The 16798-nt window shown below is 72.1% G+C and carries 17 protein-coding genes; 7 read left to right on the top strand and 10 right to left on the bottom strand.

The window, feature by feature from the left end; all coding sequences use genetic code 11:
- Positions 1 to 110: 110 nt before the first annotated feature.
- A complete protein-coding gene (locus CLV40_RS22315; protein ID WP_104480903.1) occupies positions 111 to 623 on the bottom strand; it encodes a DUF6817 domain-containing protein in 513 nt (170 codons plus the stop codon).
- A gap of 103 nt (positions 624 to 726) precedes the next feature.
- Here CLV40_RS22315 and CLV40_RS22320 point away from each other — a divergent pair, with 103 nt between their 5' ends.
- Entirely contained in the window at positions 727 to 993 is a 267-nt protein-coding gene (locus CLV40_RS22320) for a hypothetical protein (RefSeq protein WP_104480904.1), read from the top strand.
- 15 nt (positions 994 to 1008) lie between these two features.
- On the opposite strand, the gene CLV40_RS22325 is transcribed toward CLV40_RS22320, so the two are convergent.
- Positions 1009 to 1449, bottom strand: coding sequence for a GtrA family protein (locus tag CLV40_RS22325; protein ID WP_104480905.1), 441 nt, complete (start codon positions 1447 to 1449; stop codon positions 1009 to 1011).
- Between the two features lie 99 nt (positions 1450 to 1548).
- Here CLV40_RS22325 and dprE1 point away from each other — a divergent pair, with 99 nt between their 5' ends.
- The 4 genes from dprE1 (at position 1549) to CLV40_RS22345 (ending at position 7529) form a co-directional block, all read left to right on the top strand.
- On the top strand, positions 1549 to 2916 hold the full coding sequence (gene dprE1, locus CLV40_RS22330) for a decaprenylphosphoryl-beta-D-ribose oxidase (RefSeq protein ID WP_104480906.1): 1368 nt from the start codon (positions 1549 to 1551) through the stop codon (positions 2914 to 2916).
- A complete protein-coding gene (gene dprE2 / locus CLV40_RS22335) occupies positions 2913 to 3677 on the top strand; it encodes a decaprenylphospho-beta-D-erythro-pentofuranosid-2-ulose 2-reductase (RefSeq protein WP_104480907.1) in 765 nt (254 codons plus the stop codon). The genes dprE1 and dprE2 overlap by 4 nt, the downstream gene beginning before the upstream one ends.
- A gap of 132 nt (positions 3678 to 3809) precedes the next feature.
- Positions 3810 to 6944: an AfsR/SARP family transcriptional regulator gene (locus CLV40_RS22340; RefSeq protein ID WP_104480908.1), complete on the top strand. Its 3135-nt coding sequence runs from the start codon at positions 3810 to 3812 to the stop codon at positions 6942 to 6944.
- Positions 6945 to 7076: 132 nt separating this feature from the next.
- Positions 7077 to 7529, top strand: coding sequence for a hypothetical protein (locus tag CLV40_RS22345; RefSeq protein ID WP_146108174.1), 453 nt, complete (start codon positions 7077 to 7079; stop codon positions 7527 to 7529).
- 70 nt (positions 7530 to 7599) lie between these two features.
- Here CLV40_RS22345 and CLV40_RS22350 read toward each other — a convergent pair whose 3' ends face one another.
- From CLV40_RS22350 to CLV40_RS22370, 5 genes are all read right to left on the bottom strand, one after another.
- A complete protein-coding gene (locus CLV40_RS22350) occupies positions 7600 to 8529 on the bottom strand; it encodes a decaprenyl-phosphate phosphoribosyltransferase (RefSeq protein ID WP_374066639.1) in 930 nt (309 codons plus the stop codon).
- A gap of 56 nt (positions 8530 to 8585) precedes the next feature.
- Entirely contained in the window at positions 8586 to 9068 is a 483-nt protein-coding gene (locus tag CLV40_RS22355; protein WP_104480957.1) for a phosphatase PAP2 family protein, read from the bottom strand.
- A gap of 121 nt (positions 9069 to 9189) precedes the next feature.
- The gene (gene glf, locus CLV40_RS22360; RefSeq protein WP_104480911.1) at positions 9190 to 10410 is read right to left on the bottom strand and encodes a UDP-galactopyranose mutase; all 1221 of its coding nucleotides are present in this window, start codon (positions 10408 to 10410) and stop codon (positions 9190 to 9192) included.
- 150 nt (positions 10411 to 10560) lie between these two features.
- A complete protein-coding gene (locus CLV40_RS22365) occupies positions 10561 to 11520 on the bottom strand; it encodes an LLM class flavin-dependent oxidoreductase (RefSeq protein ID WP_104480912.1) in 960 nt (319 codons plus the stop codon).
- A gap of 124 nt (positions 11521 to 11644) precedes the next feature.
- Positions 11645 to 13567 (bottom strand): glycosyltransferase, encoded by a 1923-nt coding sequence (locus CLV40_RS22370; RefSeq protein WP_104480913.1) that lies wholly within the window; start codon positions 13565 to 13567, stop codon positions 11645 to 11647.
- A 285-nt stretch (positions 13568 to 13852) separates the two neighbouring features.
- On the opposite strand from CLV40_RS22370, the gene CLV40_RS22375 reads away from it, so the two are divergent.
- Positions 13853 to 14668: a Cof-type HAD-IIB family hydrolase gene (locus CLV40_RS22375; RefSeq protein WP_104480958.1), complete on the top strand. Its 816-nt coding sequence runs from the start codon at positions 13853 to 13855 to the stop codon at positions 14666 to 14668.
- Between the two features lie 21 nt (positions 14669 to 14689).
- Here the strand turns inward: CLV40_RS22375 and CLV40_RS22380 are convergent, their stop codons facing one another.
- A complete protein-coding gene (locus CLV40_RS22380; protein ID WP_104480914.1) occupies positions 14690 to 15052 on the bottom strand; it encodes a hypothetical protein in 363 nt (120 codons plus the stop codon).
- Positions 15053 to 15307: 255 nt separating this feature from the next.
- On the opposite strand from CLV40_RS22380, the gene cspE reads away from it, so the two are divergent.
- Positions 15308 to 15511 carry a transcription antiterminator/RNA stability regulator CspE gene (gene cspE, locus CLV40_RS22385; protein ID WP_104480915.1) on the top strand — a complete coding sequence of 68 codons (204 nt, stop codon included), beginning with the start codon at positions 15308 to 15310 and terminating at the stop codon, positions 15509 to 15511.
- 77 nt (positions 15512 to 15588) lie between these two features.
- Here cspE and CLV40_RS22390 read toward each other — a convergent pair whose 3' ends face one another.
- Positions 15589 to 16020, bottom strand: coding sequence for a DUF2304 domain-containing protein (locus CLV40_RS22390; protein WP_104480916.1), 432 nt, complete (start codon positions 16018 to 16020; stop codon positions 15589 to 15591).
- A 27-nt stretch (positions 16021 to 16047) separates the two neighbouring features.
- Positions 16048 to 16785 (bottom strand): glycosyltransferase family 2 protein, encoded by a 738-nt coding sequence (locus CLV40_RS22395; protein ID WP_104480917.1) that lies wholly within the window; start codon positions 16783 to 16785, stop codon positions 16048 to 16050.
- Between the last annotated feature and the right edge of the window lie 13 nt (positions 16786 to 16798).

A 16798-nucleotide genomic window follows, 5' to 3' on the forward strand; every position in this document is an offset into this window, starting at 1 on the left:
CGACCGCGCGGTCGCCCACCGCCGGTCCCCAGTGGACCGACGAGCCGCGCGTCCGGTCGACCACTTCGACCGGACGAGACCGACCGATCACCACCACTCGTCGTCCCGCGTCACGGGTGCAGGCGCTCCAGGGCCTCGACGGCGGGCAGGCTGGCGTGACCGGACCAGGTGGTCAGGCGCGACCGCAGCTCGACGGCGTGCCGCTTGCGCAGCGACGGGTTCTGCGCCATCACGTCCAGCTCGGTGGCGAAGGTGAGTTCCACCAGGTCCCGCACCAGCGGCGAGTCGATCCGCACCTGCTCCCCGGTGAACCGGTCGCGCACCACTCCGGACAGCAGCCGCGGGTAGCTGAACCGCCGGTCCAGCGCGCAGTAGGCGTAGACGATGGCCTCGGCCTCCGGGCCGAGCAACCGCACCAGCCGGGGTCGTTCCGCCACCGCGACCAGGGGGTGCGGGTAACCGTCCGTGCCGTACACGGCGTGGGTGAGGCCCGCCAGTTGCAGGACCGGGCGGGCGCCCCAGACCGCCAGCGAGTCCCGGGTCCGGGCCAGGTGGGCGAGCAGCGTCCCGCCCGGGTGGGCCTGCTCGCGGGCCCCGCGCCCGACCAGGAACTCCTCGATCACGAGGTCGAGGCTACGCCCACCGATCAACCCGGTACGCCGACGGCGAATCCGCCGATGGTGAACTTCCCTTGCGCGGCAAGGGGTCGCGTGTTGTGGTCGACGCATGAACGAAACCCGACACGCGCTGATCCTGCACCTGGCCTCCGGCGGCGAGCCGCTGGTCTACGCCCTGTCCGACCGCGCCGCCAAGAGCCTCGCGCCGCGGCTGCCGGTGCTCATGGCCTCCGCCGGAGTGGACACCCCGGAGTTGGCCGACGGCACCAACGCCGCGATCAACTTCGGCCACGTGGCCAGCGCCCACCTGGACACCCTGCCCGCGCACGTGCGGGTCTACGGCTCCCCGGACCGGGGTGTCGGCTTCGGCAAGTAGCGGCGGCGGCCGGGGTCAGCTGCGGAACACGACCGTGCGCAGCAGCACGAAGTTGATGGCCGTGCCCAGGCCCTGGGCGATGACCCAGGCCACCGCGTACCGGAAGTCGAACTCCGGCAGCACGGCCAGCATCAGCGCGTTGGTGCCCACGTTGACGAAGAACGTCACCGTGTACAGCAGCACGAACCCGCCCGCCTGGCCGACGCCCCGGTCGGCGGCGTCGGTGAAGGTGAACCGCTTGTTGAGGAAGTAGGCGGTGGTGGTGCCGAGGATGAAGCTCAGCGCCTTGGCCAGGTGCACCCACAGGCCCAGGTGCAGCAGCAGCTGGTAGGTGCCGTAGTCGACCACGGCGCAGAACCCGCCGACCAGCACGAAGCGCAGCAGCTGCGACAACAGCCCGGCGCGGGAGTTCTCGCCGACCACACCGGTCCTCGGGTTCTCGCTGACCTCGGCCATCTCGCCCGTCCCCTCCTCAGGTCCCCCCGGCGCGGACCCCTCGGGGCCCGTGGCGGGGACCAGTCTAGGAGCGCCCGCGAGCCCGGATACCCTGGGTCGGTGGAGCCAGGACAGTACGAGACCCGTGCCCTCACCGGTTGGGGGCGGACCGCGCCCACGGTGGCCACCGTCGCCACACCGACCGACCCCGACCAGGTGATCGCCGCCGTCGCCGCGGCCGGTCCGCGCGGGGTCATCGCCCGCGGCCTCGGCCGCTCCTACGGCGACCCGGCGCAGAACGCGGGCGGTCTCGTCCTGGACATGACCCGGCTCAACCGGATCCACTCGATCGACGCGCACACCGGTCTGGTGGTGCTGGACGCGGGCGTGAGCCTCGACCAGCTGATGCGCGCCGCGCTGCCGTTCGGGCTGTGGGTCCCGGTGCTGCCGGGCACCCGCCAGGTCACCATCGGCGGCGCCATCGGCTCGGACATCCACGGCAAGAACCACCACTCGGCGGGCAGCTTCGGCAACCACGTCCGGTCGCTGGAGCTGCTGACCGCCGACGGCCAGGTGCGCAGCCTGACCCCGGACGGCCCCGAGTCGGAGCTGTTCTGGGCCACCGTCGGCGGCATGGGCCTGACCGGCGTGATCATCCAGGCCACGGTCGCGCTCCAGCACACGGAGAGCGCCTACTTCATCAGCGACACCGACCGCACCGCGGACCTGGACGAGACGCTGGCGGTCTTCACCGACGGCTCGGACGACACCTACGACTACTCCATGGCGTGGTTCGACTCGATCAACACCGACGGGCGGCTGGGCCGCGCGGTGTTCTCCCGGGGCTCGCTGGCCAAGCTCGACGAGCTGCCCAAGAAGTACCGGGGCAACCCGCTGCGCTTCGACGCCCCGCAGCTGCTGACCCTGCCGGACGTGTTCCCCAACGGCCTGGCCAACAAGCTGACCTTCCGGCTGCTCGGCGAGGCCTGGTACCGCAAGGCGCCGAAGAAGTCGCGCGGGCAGGTCATGAACCTGACCGCCTTCTACCACCCGCTGGACATGTTCGGCGAGTGGAACCGGGCCTACGGGAGCAACGGCTTCCTGCAGTACCAGTTCATCCTGCCCTTCGACGCCGAGGCCGCGCTGCGCTCGATCGTGCGGCAGATGGCCGAGTCCGGGCACGTGTCGTTCCTCAACGTCCTCAAGCGGATGGGCGAGGGCAACCAGGCGGCGCTGTCGTTCCCGCGCCCCGGCTGGACCATCACCGTCGACTTCCCGATCAAGGCCGGGCTGCTGGAGTTCTGCACCCGGCTCGACGAGCAGGTGCTCGCCGCGGGCGGTCGGCTCTACCTGGCGAAGGAGTCGCGGACCGACCCCGACACCTTCCGGCGGATGTACCCCCGGCTCGACGAGTGGCGCAAGGTCCGCCAGTCGGTCGACCCGGACGGCCTGTTCACCTCGGACCAATCGCGAAGGCTCGGACTTTGATCAACGCAGTCGGTTCCCCGCAGTCCCTGCTCCTGCTCGGCGGCACGTCCGAGATCGGGCTCGCCATCGCCGAGAACTACGCGAGCCAGGCGGGCTCGGGCTCGCTGGCCGTGACGCTGGCCGCGCGCCCCTCCGAGCGGCTCGACGCCGCCGCCGAGCGGCTGCGCGCCGCGGGCGCCACCGTGCGCACGCTGGCCTTCGACGCCCGCGACCTGGACTCGCACCCGAAGGTCGTCGCCGAGGCGTTCGCCGACGGCGACGTCGACGTGACGGTGCTGGCCTTCGGCCTGCTCGGCGACGCGGAGCAGGCCTGGCAGGAGCACGCGGCGGGGGTGGAGCTGGCCCAGGTCAACTTCACCGCCCCGGTGTCGCTGGGCATCGCGCTGGCCGAGCGGCTGCGCGCGCAGGGCCACGGCTCGGTGATCGCGCTGTCGTCGGTGGCCGGTGAGCGGGTGCGCCGGTCGAACTTCGTCTACGGCGCCACCAAGGCGGGCTTCGACGGGTTCTTCCTCGGTCTCGGCGAGGCGCTGCGCCCGGAGGGGATCAACGTCACGGTCGTGCGGCCCGGGTTCGTGCGCACGAAGATGACCGAGGGCATGAAGGCCGCGCCGATGGCCACCACCCCGGAGAAGGTCGCCGAGATCGCCGTGGCCGCCGTGCGGCACCGCCGCGAGCTGGTGTGGGCGCCCGGCCAGTGGCGGCTGGTGATGTCGGTGCTGCGGCACATCCCGCGGCCGATCTTCCGCAAGCTGCCCATCTGAGCGGACCCCCCGGGTCCGGTTCTCGCACCCCGGTTCGCGGTCGCGCCGCGTGCCCGACCGCGAACTCCGGTGGTGACGAACGCGCCGAAGAAGTCGATTATGGAGGCGAGCACACTCACCTGGGGGTAGGACGTGCGCATTCTGGTGCTGGGCCCGGTCGAGGTCAGATCGGGTGAACCGGGCGGTGCAGGCGACGAGTCGGTGAACCTGGGCGGACCGAAACCCAAGGCGCTGCTGTCCGCGCTGCTGCTGCAACCGCGCCAGGTGGTCGCCACCGAGCGGCTCATCGACCTCATCTGGGACGAGCACCCGCCCGCCTCGGCCACCGCGCTGGTGCACACCTACGTCTCGCTGCTGCGCCGGGCCTTCGCCGGGCTCCCGCACAAGGCCGCGCTGACCACCCGCTCCCCCGGCTACCTGCTCGACGTCGACCCGACCGACAGCGACCTGGAGAGCTTCGAGAACCACCTCTACGCCGCCCGGCACGCGGAGCGGCAGATGGACCACGACGCCGCGGCGGGCCTCTACCAGCAGGCGATCGGCCTGTGGCGCGGCCCGGCCTTCGGCGGCGTCGAGGCCGAGTTCGCCCGCGCCCAGTCGGTCACCCTGGTGGAGGACCGGCTCAGCGCCGAGGAGGGCCTGGCCCGCTGCCTGCTGCACCAGGGCCGCGCGGGCGAGGTGGCCACGAACCTGCGCAGGCTGGTGGCCGCGCACCCGCTGCGCGAGCAGGTGCGCGGGCTGCTGATGCGCTCGCTGTTCGAGAGCGGCAGGCAGGGCGACGCGCTCGCGGCCTACCGGGAGGGCCGGGAGCGGCTGCTCGACGAGCTGGGCGTCGAGCCGGGCCAGGAGCTGCGCGAGCTGCACGCCGCGGTGCTCGACGGCACGCTGCGCCCGCTGGGCAGCCCCGAGGCCAAGCGCCGGATCTCGGTGTCCACCGGGCCCCGCGCGGGCACCCGTCCCGCCGCGCACGCCGCCCCGGGCGCGCAGCGGCGCGCGGCGGCCGTGCCCCGGCACCTGCCCCCCGACATCAGCGACTTCACCGCGCGCGAGGAGCAACTGCGCACGATCACCGAGCTGGGCGGGTCCGACCGGGCGGCCAGCCCGACGGTCGTGGTGTCCGGCTTCGCGGGCGCGGGCAAGTCGGCGCTGGCCGTGCACGCCGCGCACCAGATCCGGGCCAGCTACCCCGACGGCCAGCTCTTCGCCGACCTGCGCGGCGCCGAGCGCGACCTGGGCGCGTTCGAGGTGCTCGGCCGCTTCCTCGGCGCGCTGGGCGTGGACAGCCCGGACTTACCCGGCGACACCGAGGACCGGGTCGAGCTGTTCCGCAGGCGCGTGGAGGGCAAGCGGCTGCTGATCCTGCTGGACAACGCCCGCAGCGAGAGCCAGGTGCGCAGCCTGCTGCCGGGGTCCCCCGGCTGCCTGGTGCTCGTCACCAGCCGGTCCCGGCTGACCGGCATCGCGGGCGCGATCGGGGTGGAGCTGGACCTGCTGTCGGCGTCGGCGTCGGTGCGGATGCTGGCCAGGATCGTCGGCGAGTCCCGGGTCGGCGACGAGACCGACGCGGCCGAGACGATCGCGGCGCTGTGCGGTGGCATCCCGCTGGCCGTGCGGGCCGCGGGCGCCAAGCTGCTGGCCCGGCCGCACTGGCCGCTGCGCGCGCTGGCCACCCGGCTCTCCGACGAGCGGCGCAGGCTCGACGAGCTGGCCGTCGGCGACATCGCGGTGCGCTCCAGCCTGCGGCTCAACTACGTCGAGCTCGACGACCTGAACCGGCACGCGCTGCACCTGCTGGCCCTGCTCGACCTGCCGGACTTCGGCTCCTGGCTGGCCGCGCCGCTGCTGGAGATCGCCCTCGACGACGCCGAGGACGTCGTCGAGCAGCTGGTGGAGCTGCGGCTGGTGGAGGTCGCCGGCATCGACGCGATCGGGCGGGTGCGCTACCGCTTCCACGACCTGGTGCAGCTCTTCGGCGCCGAACACGCGCTGCGCGAGGAGCCTGCCGACGCGGTGGCCGCCGCGGTGTGCCGGACCCTGGCGACCTGGATGGCGCTGGTCGACGCGGGCGCGGGCAAGCTGCCCCGGGTGACGCTGGGCCTGCGGCCGAAGCTGGCCGCGGCCGTCGACCTGGACCCCCGGCTGGTGGCCGAGGTGGAGCAGGACCCGTCCGGCTGGTTCAAGTCCGAGACCTCCGCGGTGGTGCGGGCCGTGGAGCGCGCGCACGAGCTGGGCATCGACGAGATGACCACGATGCTGATCACCTCGCTGCTGTCGTCGCCGTTCGCGGTGCGCAACGAGTTCGACGGCTGGCAGCGCACGCACGAGGTGGCCCTGGCCGCCGCCCGCGACAGCGGCGACTCGCAGGCCGAGGCCACCGTGCTGGCCGGGCTGGGCCAGCTCTACTACGAGAAGGACGAGTTCCCGGCGGCCTTGGCCTACTTCATCCAGGCCGCCGGGGGCGCCGAGCGGGTGGGCGACGAGGCGACGCTGGCCGTGGCGCTGGTCGGCATCGGCACCGTGCACCGCGACCTGGCCGACTTCACCCGCGCCCGGGACCACCTGGCCAGGGCGAGCGCGATCGCCGAGCGGCTCGGCGACCGGGCCGTGGTGGCCGCCGCCGACTACGGCCTGGGCGCCAGCTGCCGCGACCTCGGTGACCTCGACGCGGCCGTGACCTGGTTCCAGCGCTGCACCGAGACCTACCGCGAGCTGGGCGACCAGCGCGGCGAGGGGCTGGCGCTGCGCGGGCTGGGCCTGTGCCACCGGGCGCTGGGCGACGCCGACACCGCCGAGCGGCTGTGCGCGCGGGCCCAGTCGGTGCTGCTGGCCGCGGGCGACAAGCTCGGCGCGGCCTACGCGGCCCAGTCGCTGGCCAAGGCCCGCATCCGGCAGGGCCGGTTGGCGGGCGTGGCCGACATCCTCGACGAGTGCCACGCGCTGTGCGGCGCGCAGGGCGACCGGTTCGGCGTCGCGCTGGTCACCCGCACCCAGGGCGAGCTGGCCCTGGCCGACGGCGACCTGGCGACCGCGCGGACGCGGCTGGCGGACGCGCTGACCAAGTGGACGGCGCTGGCGCTGCCGCTGTGGCAGGCGCGCACGCTGCGCGACCTGGCCGCCGCGGAGTCCGTCGACGCGCCCGCCGCGGCGGGCGCGCACTGGGCCGAGGCGGTCGAGCTGTTCCGGGCCGCGACCACCCGCGAGTCCGCCGAGCTGGCCGGTCTCACCCCGGCGAGCTGGCTCTCCGCCGTCCGCGCCCCCGTTCTATAGGAAAGCTATAGGCGACCCCTCGGCGCTTAAAGGTTTCCTGAACCCGTACACCGCATACTTCACCCCGGAAAGATCGCCTTTCCGTGGCCGGCGACACCCGGCGCGGCTCGGAGTCCGGGAGTGGTGACGGTGGTGGACGATCAGGGGGAAAGCGCGCTGGGCCCGCTGGTGACCAGGGCGGCGGTGCTGAAGCGCGCGTACAGCTGGGTGGACGAGAACGTCCCGCACAACGGCCGGGAGTGGTGGTCCAACGAGTTCGGCTGCTACCGCACCGACTCGGCGGGCTACCTGGCGATGGCCTGGCAGTTGCCCGAGTCGGTGGCGGGCATCGAGGCCGTCGCCGAGGTCAGCGACCCGATCGAGAAGGCCATGCTGCTGCCGGGTGACGTGCTGCTGCGCCGCGAGGGCACGCCCGTGACCCGGCACGCCGCCATCTTCGAGGACTGGGTCGAGACCGCGAGCCGGATGAGCTTCTGGGGCCTGGAGCAGCGCACCGGACTGGGCGCGGTGCGCAGGCGGATCAGGTACCCGTACGAGAACTCGTCCACCCGCTACGAGCCGTACCGGTACCGCAACATCCTGTGACGTCAGTGGCCTGGGGGTACGCGAAACCGGGCCCTGGTGCTCGACCAGGGCCCGGTTTCGCGGCTCGTGACTACAGGTAGATCGTCAGCGCGACGCAGCTGATCCAGGCCAGGCCGAGGACCTGGAGGATGCGGTCCTTGAGGACGATGTCCTCCGGGGAGCCCGCCTCGCCGCCGTCGATGTCGACCGCGTAGCGCAGCACGGCGACCACGAACGGCACGATGGAGATCATCGCCCACACCGAGTTGTCCGGTGCCCGGTCGCGGATGCCCGGCGCCCACAGCGCGTAGCTCATGATCATGATGGCCGCCGAGGTGGCCCACACGAAGCGCAGGTAGCTGGCCGAGTACTTGGCCAGCGAGGCCCGGATCTTCGCCCCGGTCTTCTCGAACAGCATGATCTCGGCGTAGCGCTTGCCGGAGACCATGAACAGCGAGCCGAACGCGGTGACCAGCAGGAACCACTGCGACAGCGGGATGCCCGCGGCCACACCACCGGCGATCGAGCGCAGCAGGAAGCCCGAGGCCACGATGCACAGGTCGATCACCGGCTGGTGCTTGAGGCCCAGGCAGTAGCCCAGCTGCACGGCCGCGTAGACCGCCAGCACGATGACCAGCGGCCAGCCCGCCAGCACCCCGATGCCGATCGAGGCCAGGAACAGCACCGCCGAGGCGATGTAGGCCACCCGGACCGGCACGATGCCCGCGGCGATGGGCCGGAACCGCTTCTTCGGGTGCGCCCGGTCGGCCTCGACGTCGATGGCGTCGTTGACCAGGTACACCGCCGAGGACACCAGGCAGAACGCGACGAAGGCGATGGCCGCGTCGACGAGCACCGCGCTGTCGAACACCCGGTGGCCGGTGAACGGCGCGGCCAGCACCAGCACGTTCTTCACCCACTGGCGCGGGCGCGCGGTGCGGATCAGCCCGGTGACCACGTTCGTGGGCAGCGGCTTGGCCGGGGGCTCGGGTGCCAGGGAGTCGACGGCCTCGGGGTCCACGTCGTCGGCCTGGGTGGCCGCCGCTTTGGCGCCCTCGGCCTTGACCTTGCCGCCGCTCACCGCTTGCCACCCCGCAGCTTGCGCCGCAGCAGCCCGCCGACGACCGCGCCGAGCGCGGAGCCCGCGAGGACGTCCGAGGGGTAGTGCACGCCGAGCACGAGCCGCGACACCAGCATCGGCGGCACCAGCACGGGCACCAGGCTGCGCCCGGTGAGCCCCGAGTACAGCACGGCGGCGGCGGTGGTGGAGGTGGCGTGCGAGGACGGGAAGCTCAGCTTGCTCGGCGTCCCGACCAGCACCTGCACGGACGGGTCGTCCGGCCGGGGCCTGCGCACGACCCGCTTGATCGCGATGGACGCGGCGTGCGCGGCGACCACGCCACCGGCGGCCACCAGCCAGTCCTTGCGGCGCTTGCGGTCGACGACGGCACCGAGCACGCCGATGGCGAACCACCCGGCGCTGTGCTCGCCGAACAGGGACAGCCCGCGGGCCGCCGTCACCACCGGTGGTTTCCCGATCGCGCCCTGCACCCGGCTCAGCGCCGCGGTCTCCCGCCCAACGGCGGACGCGCTGCGGTCCACTTGCCTACCTCCCAGTTTCGACCGGCTCCCGGCCCGAATCCCCCGTCGGGAATCGGCGAAGGCGGCCGTCATGTTTCGTCTAGCCGTCGAGAGAACCGTCGAGCGGGGCGCCGTCACGCAGGTGGGGAGCCACCTTGTTGTCGAACACCGACAACGCCGAACCGATCGCCATGTGCATGTCCAGGTACTGGTACGTGCCGAGCCTACCGCCGAAGACGACGTTCTTCGTGGCGGCCTCCGCCTTCGCCAGCTCGCGGTACGCGGTCAGCTTCTCCCGGTTCTCCGGGGTGTTGATCGGGTAGTACGGCTCGTCGTCGTCCTTCTCGGCGAAGCGCGAGTACTCGCGGACGATGACCGTCTTGTCCGTCGGGTAGTGCGTGCGCTCCGGGTGGAAGTGCCGGAACTCGTGGATGCGGGTGTAGGGCACTTCCGCGTCGTTGTAGTTCATCACCGCGGTGCCCTGGAAGTCGCCGGTGGGCACGACCTCGGTCTCGAAGTCGAGGGTGCGCCAGCCGAGCTTGCCCGCGGCGTAGTCGAAGTACCGGTCGAGAGGTCCGGTGTAGACGGTCGGGGTACCGACCGGGATCCGGTCGCGGACCTCGAAGTAGTCGGTGTCCAGCCGGACGTCGATGTTGTGGTGCGCGGCCATCTTCTCCAGCCACGCGGTGTAGCCGTCGACCGGCAGGCCCTCGTAGGTGTCGTTGAAGTACCGGTTGTCGAAGTTGTAGCGCACCGGCAGCCGCGTGATGATCGACGCGGACAGTTCCTTGGGGTCGGTCTGCCACTGCTTGACGTTGTAGCCGCGCACGAACGCCTCGTAGAGCCTGCGGCCGATGAGCGAGATGGCCTTCTCTTCGAGGTTCTGCGCCTTGTCGGTCTCGTACTCCTTGGCTTCCTCGGCGATCAGCGCCCGGGCCTCGTCCGGGGTGTAGCTGCGGCCGAAGAAGCTGTTGACCAGCGCCAGGTTCATCGGGAAGGCGTAGACCTGCTCCCCGGCCTTGGCGAACACCCGGTGCTGGTAGCCGGTGAACTCGGTGAACTCGTTCACGTAGTCCCACACGCGCTTGTTCGACGTGTGGAACAGGTGCGCACCGTAGCGGTGCACCTCGATACCGGTCTCGGGTTCCGGCTCGGAGTAGGCGTTGCCGCCGATGTGCGACCGCCGCTCCAGTACCAGGACCCGCTTGTCGAGTTGGCTGGCGGTGCGCTCCGCGATGGTCAGGCCGAAGAAGCCCGACCCCACCACGACCAGGTCGTACCCGCTGTAATTGACGTCATTGGTTTCTGCAACCGCGCTCACGGTGGCTCAGGCTACCTGTGGCCTTGCACAACCCCGCGCACCGGGATACGGGGGCCGCCCCGGCACCGCCCGGCAGACGTGCGGGGGCCCCGGCGCCGCTCCCCCTGGCACCGGGGCCCCGTGGACAAGCCCCCTCCGACCTGCCTCGCCCTAGGAGACGCCCAAGCCCCCTGGCGCGTTGCCCGGCGGCGTGGACCCGGCCGGTTTCGCGGCCCGACCGCCCAGCAGCGGCAGCACGTCCGCCGCCACCTGCTCCAGCACGGTCTCGCGGCCCGCGTACGGGCCGTCCGGGCGCGGCCAGTGGATGACGACGTCGGTGAAGCCCGCGTCCCGCGCCTGGCCGACGTGCTCGGTGAACGCGTCGACGCTCGCCAGCGAGAACAGCGGGGAGGCGTCGACGCTGACGTAGCGGTCGATGGTGGCGGGGTCCCGGTCGTGCTCGGCGAGCACCTGGTCGAACCGCTCGGCGCGCTTGGTGACGTCGCGCCACCACTCGTCGGCGGACTCGGTGCCCGGCCTGCCGGTGGTGACCCAGCCCTGGCCGAACCGCGCGGCCGCGGCCATCGCGCGGGGCCCGTTGGCCGCGACCAGGAACGGCACCCGCGGTCGCTGCACGCACCCAGGGGCGCTGCGGGCCTCCTCGCTGCGGAAGTACGCGCCGTGGAAGGTGGTCCGCGGGGTGGCCAGCAGGCTGTCGGTCAGCTCGACGAACTCGGCGAACCGGTCGGCCACCTGGGCCGGGGTCAGCGGGACGTGGGCCTCGCCGACGGCACCGCGGTCGTAACCGCCGACACCGGTCGCGCCGGAGCCGAGGCCGAGCTGGAAGCGGCCGTCGGAGATGTCGTCGACCGCGAGGACCTGGCGGGCCAGCGGGGCCGGGTGGCGGAAGTTCGGGGACACGACGAAGGTGCCGAGCCGGATCTCGGTGGTGACCATCGCGGCGGCGGTGAGGGTGGGGAAGGCGTCGAACCACGGCCCGTCGACCAGTGAGCGCCAGCCCAGGTGGTCGTAGGTCCAGGCGTGGTCGAAGCCGTACTCCTCGGCGGCCCGCCACTTCGGCTCGGCCGCCCACCAGCGATGCTCGGGGAGGATGACGATGCCTACGCGCACCCGTCGAACATAGCGCTCAGGCCCGACACAGCCCGTGGTGGCCACCTCACGGCGCGTCAGGAGCGCTCCCAGGGGTGGACACCCGCCCGGGGCCGGGAGCGCGTGCCCCCGGCCCCGACGGGGCTCACAGCTGGTAGAGCCGCTTCCAGTTCTCGCGGCTGGTCAGCTCGGGCATGGCCTGCTTGTACTGGTCCTGCACCGCGTTGCCCTCGGCGATGAACCGCCGGAACAGGGTCACGGCCTCCTTGCCGAGGCGGAACATGGTCTCGCGGTCGTACTTGCGGATCCGCACGCCCTCCTGGGAGGCGTCGGTGACGACCGCGGTGTCGAACAGCGACAGGTGCCACCAGGTCGCGTCCTCCGCCGAGACCGCGCCGCGCGCGTGCACGTGCCTGCCCAGCAGCCGGTACGCCAGCCGCTTGATCAGCACCGCCCGCTTGAGGCTGGGGGTGTCCCCCGCCGGGATCAGCTGGAGCTCACCGCTGCGCAGGCCGGGCACCTCGGACGCCGGGTGCCGCACGGTCTCGGGGTACTGCGCGCGCAGCGCCCGGATCGCCGGGACCGCCGCCGCGCCGCCGTCGTGCAGCATCTCGGGGCCCGCGAGGTAGTCCTCGACCGCCTTGAGCAGGGTCGCGGCGAGCCCGTACTGCAGCGAGAGCAGGTAGCGGGTCATCTGCGCGGTCAGCACCCGGGCGATGTGCTTGGTGTCGAACCGGCTGTGCAGCGCCGCGGTGATCATCGAGTTGCGCAGGTTGAAGTACCGGTGCCAGTCGTCCCAGTCCTTCCAGCCGAAGTCCGCGTGCCAGACGCCCGCGCCCGGCAGGGTGACGGTGGCGAACCCGGCCGCCTTGGCCCGGTAGCCGTACTCGGCGTCGTCCCACTGGAAGAACAGCGGCAGCGGGTAGCCGATGGCCTGCACGATCTCCGTCGGGATCAGGCACGACCACCAGCCGTTGTAGCCCGCGTCGACCCGCACCTCCTGGCGGTTGGGCTTGCCGGTCTCCTCGTCGACCCCGGTGAGGTCCGCGGCGTGCAGCGCGCCCTTGGTGACCTGGCCGGGGGCCAGGTTCTCCAGGTCGGCCCACTCGGCGCCGACGTGCAGCTGGGTCGGGTGCAGCAGGTTGAGCATCTGCCCGCCGACGATCGCGGGCTCCGCGGTGCGGTTGGCGAAGGAGTTGAGCCGGATCGCGATGTCCGGCTCCAGCAGCACGTCGTCGTCCATGAACAGGACGTTGGCGTGGTCGGACTCCTTGGCCGCCTCGTACAGGCCGCGGGTGAAGCCCGCCGCGCCACCGAGGTTCGGCTGCTGGATGTAGCGCAGCTTGGCCCCGAGCCGGGCGCTGACCTCGGCGAACTTCGGCCGCGAGTCGACCGTGTCGCTGCCCTGGTCGGCGACGTAGATCGCGTCCAGACCGGCCAGCGCCTCCGGGTCGTCGGCCAGCGCGGTCAACGTGGCGATGCAGTCGTCGGCGCGGTTGCAGGTGCAGATCACGACCGCCGCCGGGCGCAGCCGCTCGGGGGGCTGCACGGTCCAGCGGACGGACTCGACGGTCATCCCCTCGTGCACGTCGGTGCGCAGGTCCAGCCACAGCGCGCCGCCGTCGTTGAACCGGTCGATCTTGGCGCTGATCGACACCGAGCGCGCCTCGGCGTCGGTGACCTGCTCGACGGCGATCGTGCGGGACACGCCTTCGCTGTCGGAGGCCAGCACCGACAGCTTGCCGGAACCGGTGACCACCAGCTCGGCGGTGACCTCGCGGACCACGGTCCAGCGCTGCCAGTAGCTGGCCGGGAACCGGCCGAAGTAGGTGTTCATCGACACCAGCGAGCCCGGCTCCACGACCACGCGGTCGCGGCGGCGCTGGGCCGCGCCTTGGACGACCTCGGCGTAGAGGTCCTCGGTGACGATGGGTGACGGCCCGGCGAACAGGCCGCGCTGGGTCACGAGGCGGCCGACCGGGACGTGGTCGACCAGCTTCCCGTTCGACGTAGGCCCCGACGACGCGTCCGGAGCATCCGGGCTCTGAACTCGTGCTGGTCCTGACATTACGCCTCAGTCCTCCAAGAACCCGCCGCCGAGGTCATCGACCTGGGCATCAGATGTCATTGTCACGTCGGTTGTACGTCGGTCGTCACGGCAGCCGGTTACCACCGGTCGCGCACTCACGACGGTACCCAGGACGGCCGCCCGGGGGGTGACCGCCCCGGTGGGGACGAAGGGGCACCCGCCTCTGCGCGGCCCCCCAGGGGGCGCCCGCAGACTGCGCCCGTCCATTGTGACGCCCACGCGATCCGGCGGCCCGACCACCTCCGCTCTGGGAGAGTGGCGGGTGTGCAGAAACCCAGCCTGATCGCCTCCGACATCGACGGCACGCTGCTCGGACCGCTGGAGGAGATCACCCCGCGCACCGTGGGGGTGATCTCCCGCGTGCGCGCGACCGACACGCCGTTCGTGTTGGTCAGCGGCCGCCCGCCGCGCTGGATCCCGCCGGTGGCCGACAGCGCGGGGCTGCGCGGCTACGCGGTGTGCGCCAACGGCGCCGTGATCTACGACATCACCACCGGGCACGTGCTCTCCGCCCACGGCCTCGACCCCGTGCTGCTCAACGACGTCGCGCACACCCTGTCGCACGCGCTGCCGGGCAGCACGATGGCCACCGAGCGGGTGGACATCGGCGCGCAGGTCGACCGGGCCCCGTTCACCGCCGAGGCCGGGTTCGTCAACCCCTGGGGCGACTCCACCGGCGAGCTGGTCATCCGCCCGCGCGCGCAGGTGCTCGGGTTCACCGCGACCAAGCTGCTGGTCCGGCACGAGGGCATGACCAGCGCGCAGATGAGCGCCGCGGCGGTGGAGCTGCTCGGCGACACCGTCGACGTCACCTACTCCACCGACCGCGGGCTGATCGAGATCTCCGCGCGCGGGGTCACCAAGGCCAAGGGGCTGGCCGAGGTGGCCGCCATGGTCGGCGCCGCCCGCGCGGACGTGGTCGCCTTCGGCGACATGCCCAACGACATCGAGATGCTGCGCTGGGCCGGGCACGGGGTGGCCATGGCCAACGCGCACGACGAGGTCAAGGCGGCGGCCGACGAGGTCACCGCGAGCAACGCCGACGACGGCGTGGCGCTCGTGCTGGAGCGCTGGTTCTGACGACCGGGTCCCCGGAGCCCGCTACCCCTGCCCGGGGGCGCTCTTGGCGACGTGTTCGCGCAGGGCGATCGGCGCGCCCGCCAGGTCCTCCTCGTTGCAGAGCAGCTTCACGTCGTAGTACGGCCGGTTCTCACCGTCGTCGTAGTCGAGGTGGATGGCGATGACGTCCACCGGCTCACCCAGCCACTCCTGCGTTCGGCGCAGCCACGACGCGGCCCGCTCCAACGCGGTGGGCAGGTCGTCGTCGCGGAACTCGACGGGGCGGTACGGCACGCCCTGGACCTGGTCCCCGGCGTGGGCCGGTCGGGGTAGGTCGACGGAGACCCCGGCTTCGTCGAGGTGGAGTGCGATGGACTCGGTGTTGTCACTGGCGAGCTCGCTCACCTTCCCAGCGTCTCCCAGCGGGTGGACCACCGCAACCCCCGCCTGGGCCGCGCCATGCGGGTGCGGGGTCGATCAGGTGTGTGGTTGACTGTATCCGGTCGTGAATTTTCTTGAGTACGTGTTAGATCACGCTCGCGAGAGATCGTTGCGGGCGCGCGGGTTTCCTCCAGGTCAAGCCGGAGAAGTCGCCGTCTGAAACCGACCAGGGTGTGCGCGCCCGCGCAGGCCCAAGCGGTACCTGTTGAGGAGATAGACGTGGCACAGGGCACAGTCAAGTGGTTCAACTCCGAAAAGGGCTACGGGTTCATCAGCCCCGACGACGGCGGCGCCGACGTCTTCGTGCACTACTCGGAGATCCAGGGCAACGGGTTCAAGAGCCTGGAGGAGAACCAGCGCGTGGAGTTCGAGATCGGCCAGGGCCAGAAGGGCCCGCAGGCCACCGGCGTCCGCGCCGTCTGAGTTCTAGCGTGAGGTAAGCCGAAACGGCGCCCGGCCCCGCGAGGGACCGGGCGCCGTTTCACGTCTCGGCCACCCGCTCACCCCCGGGGGTGAGATACCAGTTGTCCGTTCGACCCGGCCCCGGCCTGTGCGCCGGTCTCCAAGGCCGCGACGCGCGCCTCCAACTCGGCGCGGGTGCGCTCCAGCTCACAGCGCAGCAGCGCGATCTCCTCGACCGCTGTGCGGGTCTCCTCCTCCAGGTGCCCGACCTCGCTGCTCAGGTGCAGGCAGACCACCCCGAGCACGGCCCCGGCCAGGAAGAAGACCAGGTTGGACCCGGTCTGCACGCCCACCAGCCGGGCCAGGCCCTCCGCGCTGCCCGGAAACACGCCGAAGACCACCACGCCGAGCCCGACGAGCAGCCACATGCCCGCGTACTTCTCGCGCAGCTTGCGGCGGCGCAGCATCTCGAAGACGAACAGCAGCACCAAGCCCGCGACGACGATGCTGAGAATGCGCCATCCAGCCATTGCGACCTCCTTATGACCGCGTCGCCGTCAGGCGGCGTCGGCCGACTCGACCGAGGGACGGCGGCGCACCAGCGCCAGCAGCAGGGCCAGGCCGGCGCGCGCGAGGTACACGGCGGCCCGGATCGGGGTCTGGCTCGGCGTACCGCCGCTGCGCTCCCGCATCGCCACCGGGATCTGCCGCACCACCAGCCCGCCGCGGATGGCCAGCACCAGCGACTCGATGGTGTCACCGAGGTACTCCGCCGGGTAGTACTGGGCGAACATCTTCACCGCGCGCGGACCGGCGGCCTTGAAGCCCGACGTCACGTCCGTGAGCTTGGTGCGGGCCAGCCGGGAGATCACGAAGGCCAGTACCACCATGGCCCAGCGGCGCGGGCCACCCGCCTTGTAGTCGCCACGGCCCGCGAACCGGGCGCCGATGACCACGTCCGCCGAGTCGAGGCCGTCGATGAGCTCGCGCACCTGGTCGGGGTCGTGCTGGCCGTCCGCGTCGACCTGCACGACCACGTCGTAGCCGTTGGCCACCGCGTACCGGTAGCCGGTGCGCATGGCGCCGCCGACGCCGAGGTTGACCGCGAGCCGGGCCACGGTGGCACCGGCCTCGCGGGCGCGCAGCGAGGTGGCGTCGGACGAGCCGTCGTCGACCACGAGCACCCCCGCCTCCGGCAGGGTCTCGCGCACGTGGGTGACGACCGCGGCGACGTTCTGCTCCTCGTTCAGCGCGGGCAGGACGATCAGGACCCGACGGGTGGCAACCTCAGCCATGGGAAAACCTAAC

Source organism: Actinokineospora auranticolor, from assembly GCF_002934265.1.
Taxonomy (GTDB): domain Bacteria; phylum Actinomycetota; class Actinomycetes; order Mycobacteriales; family Pseudonocardiaceae; genus Actinokineospora; species Actinokineospora auranticolor.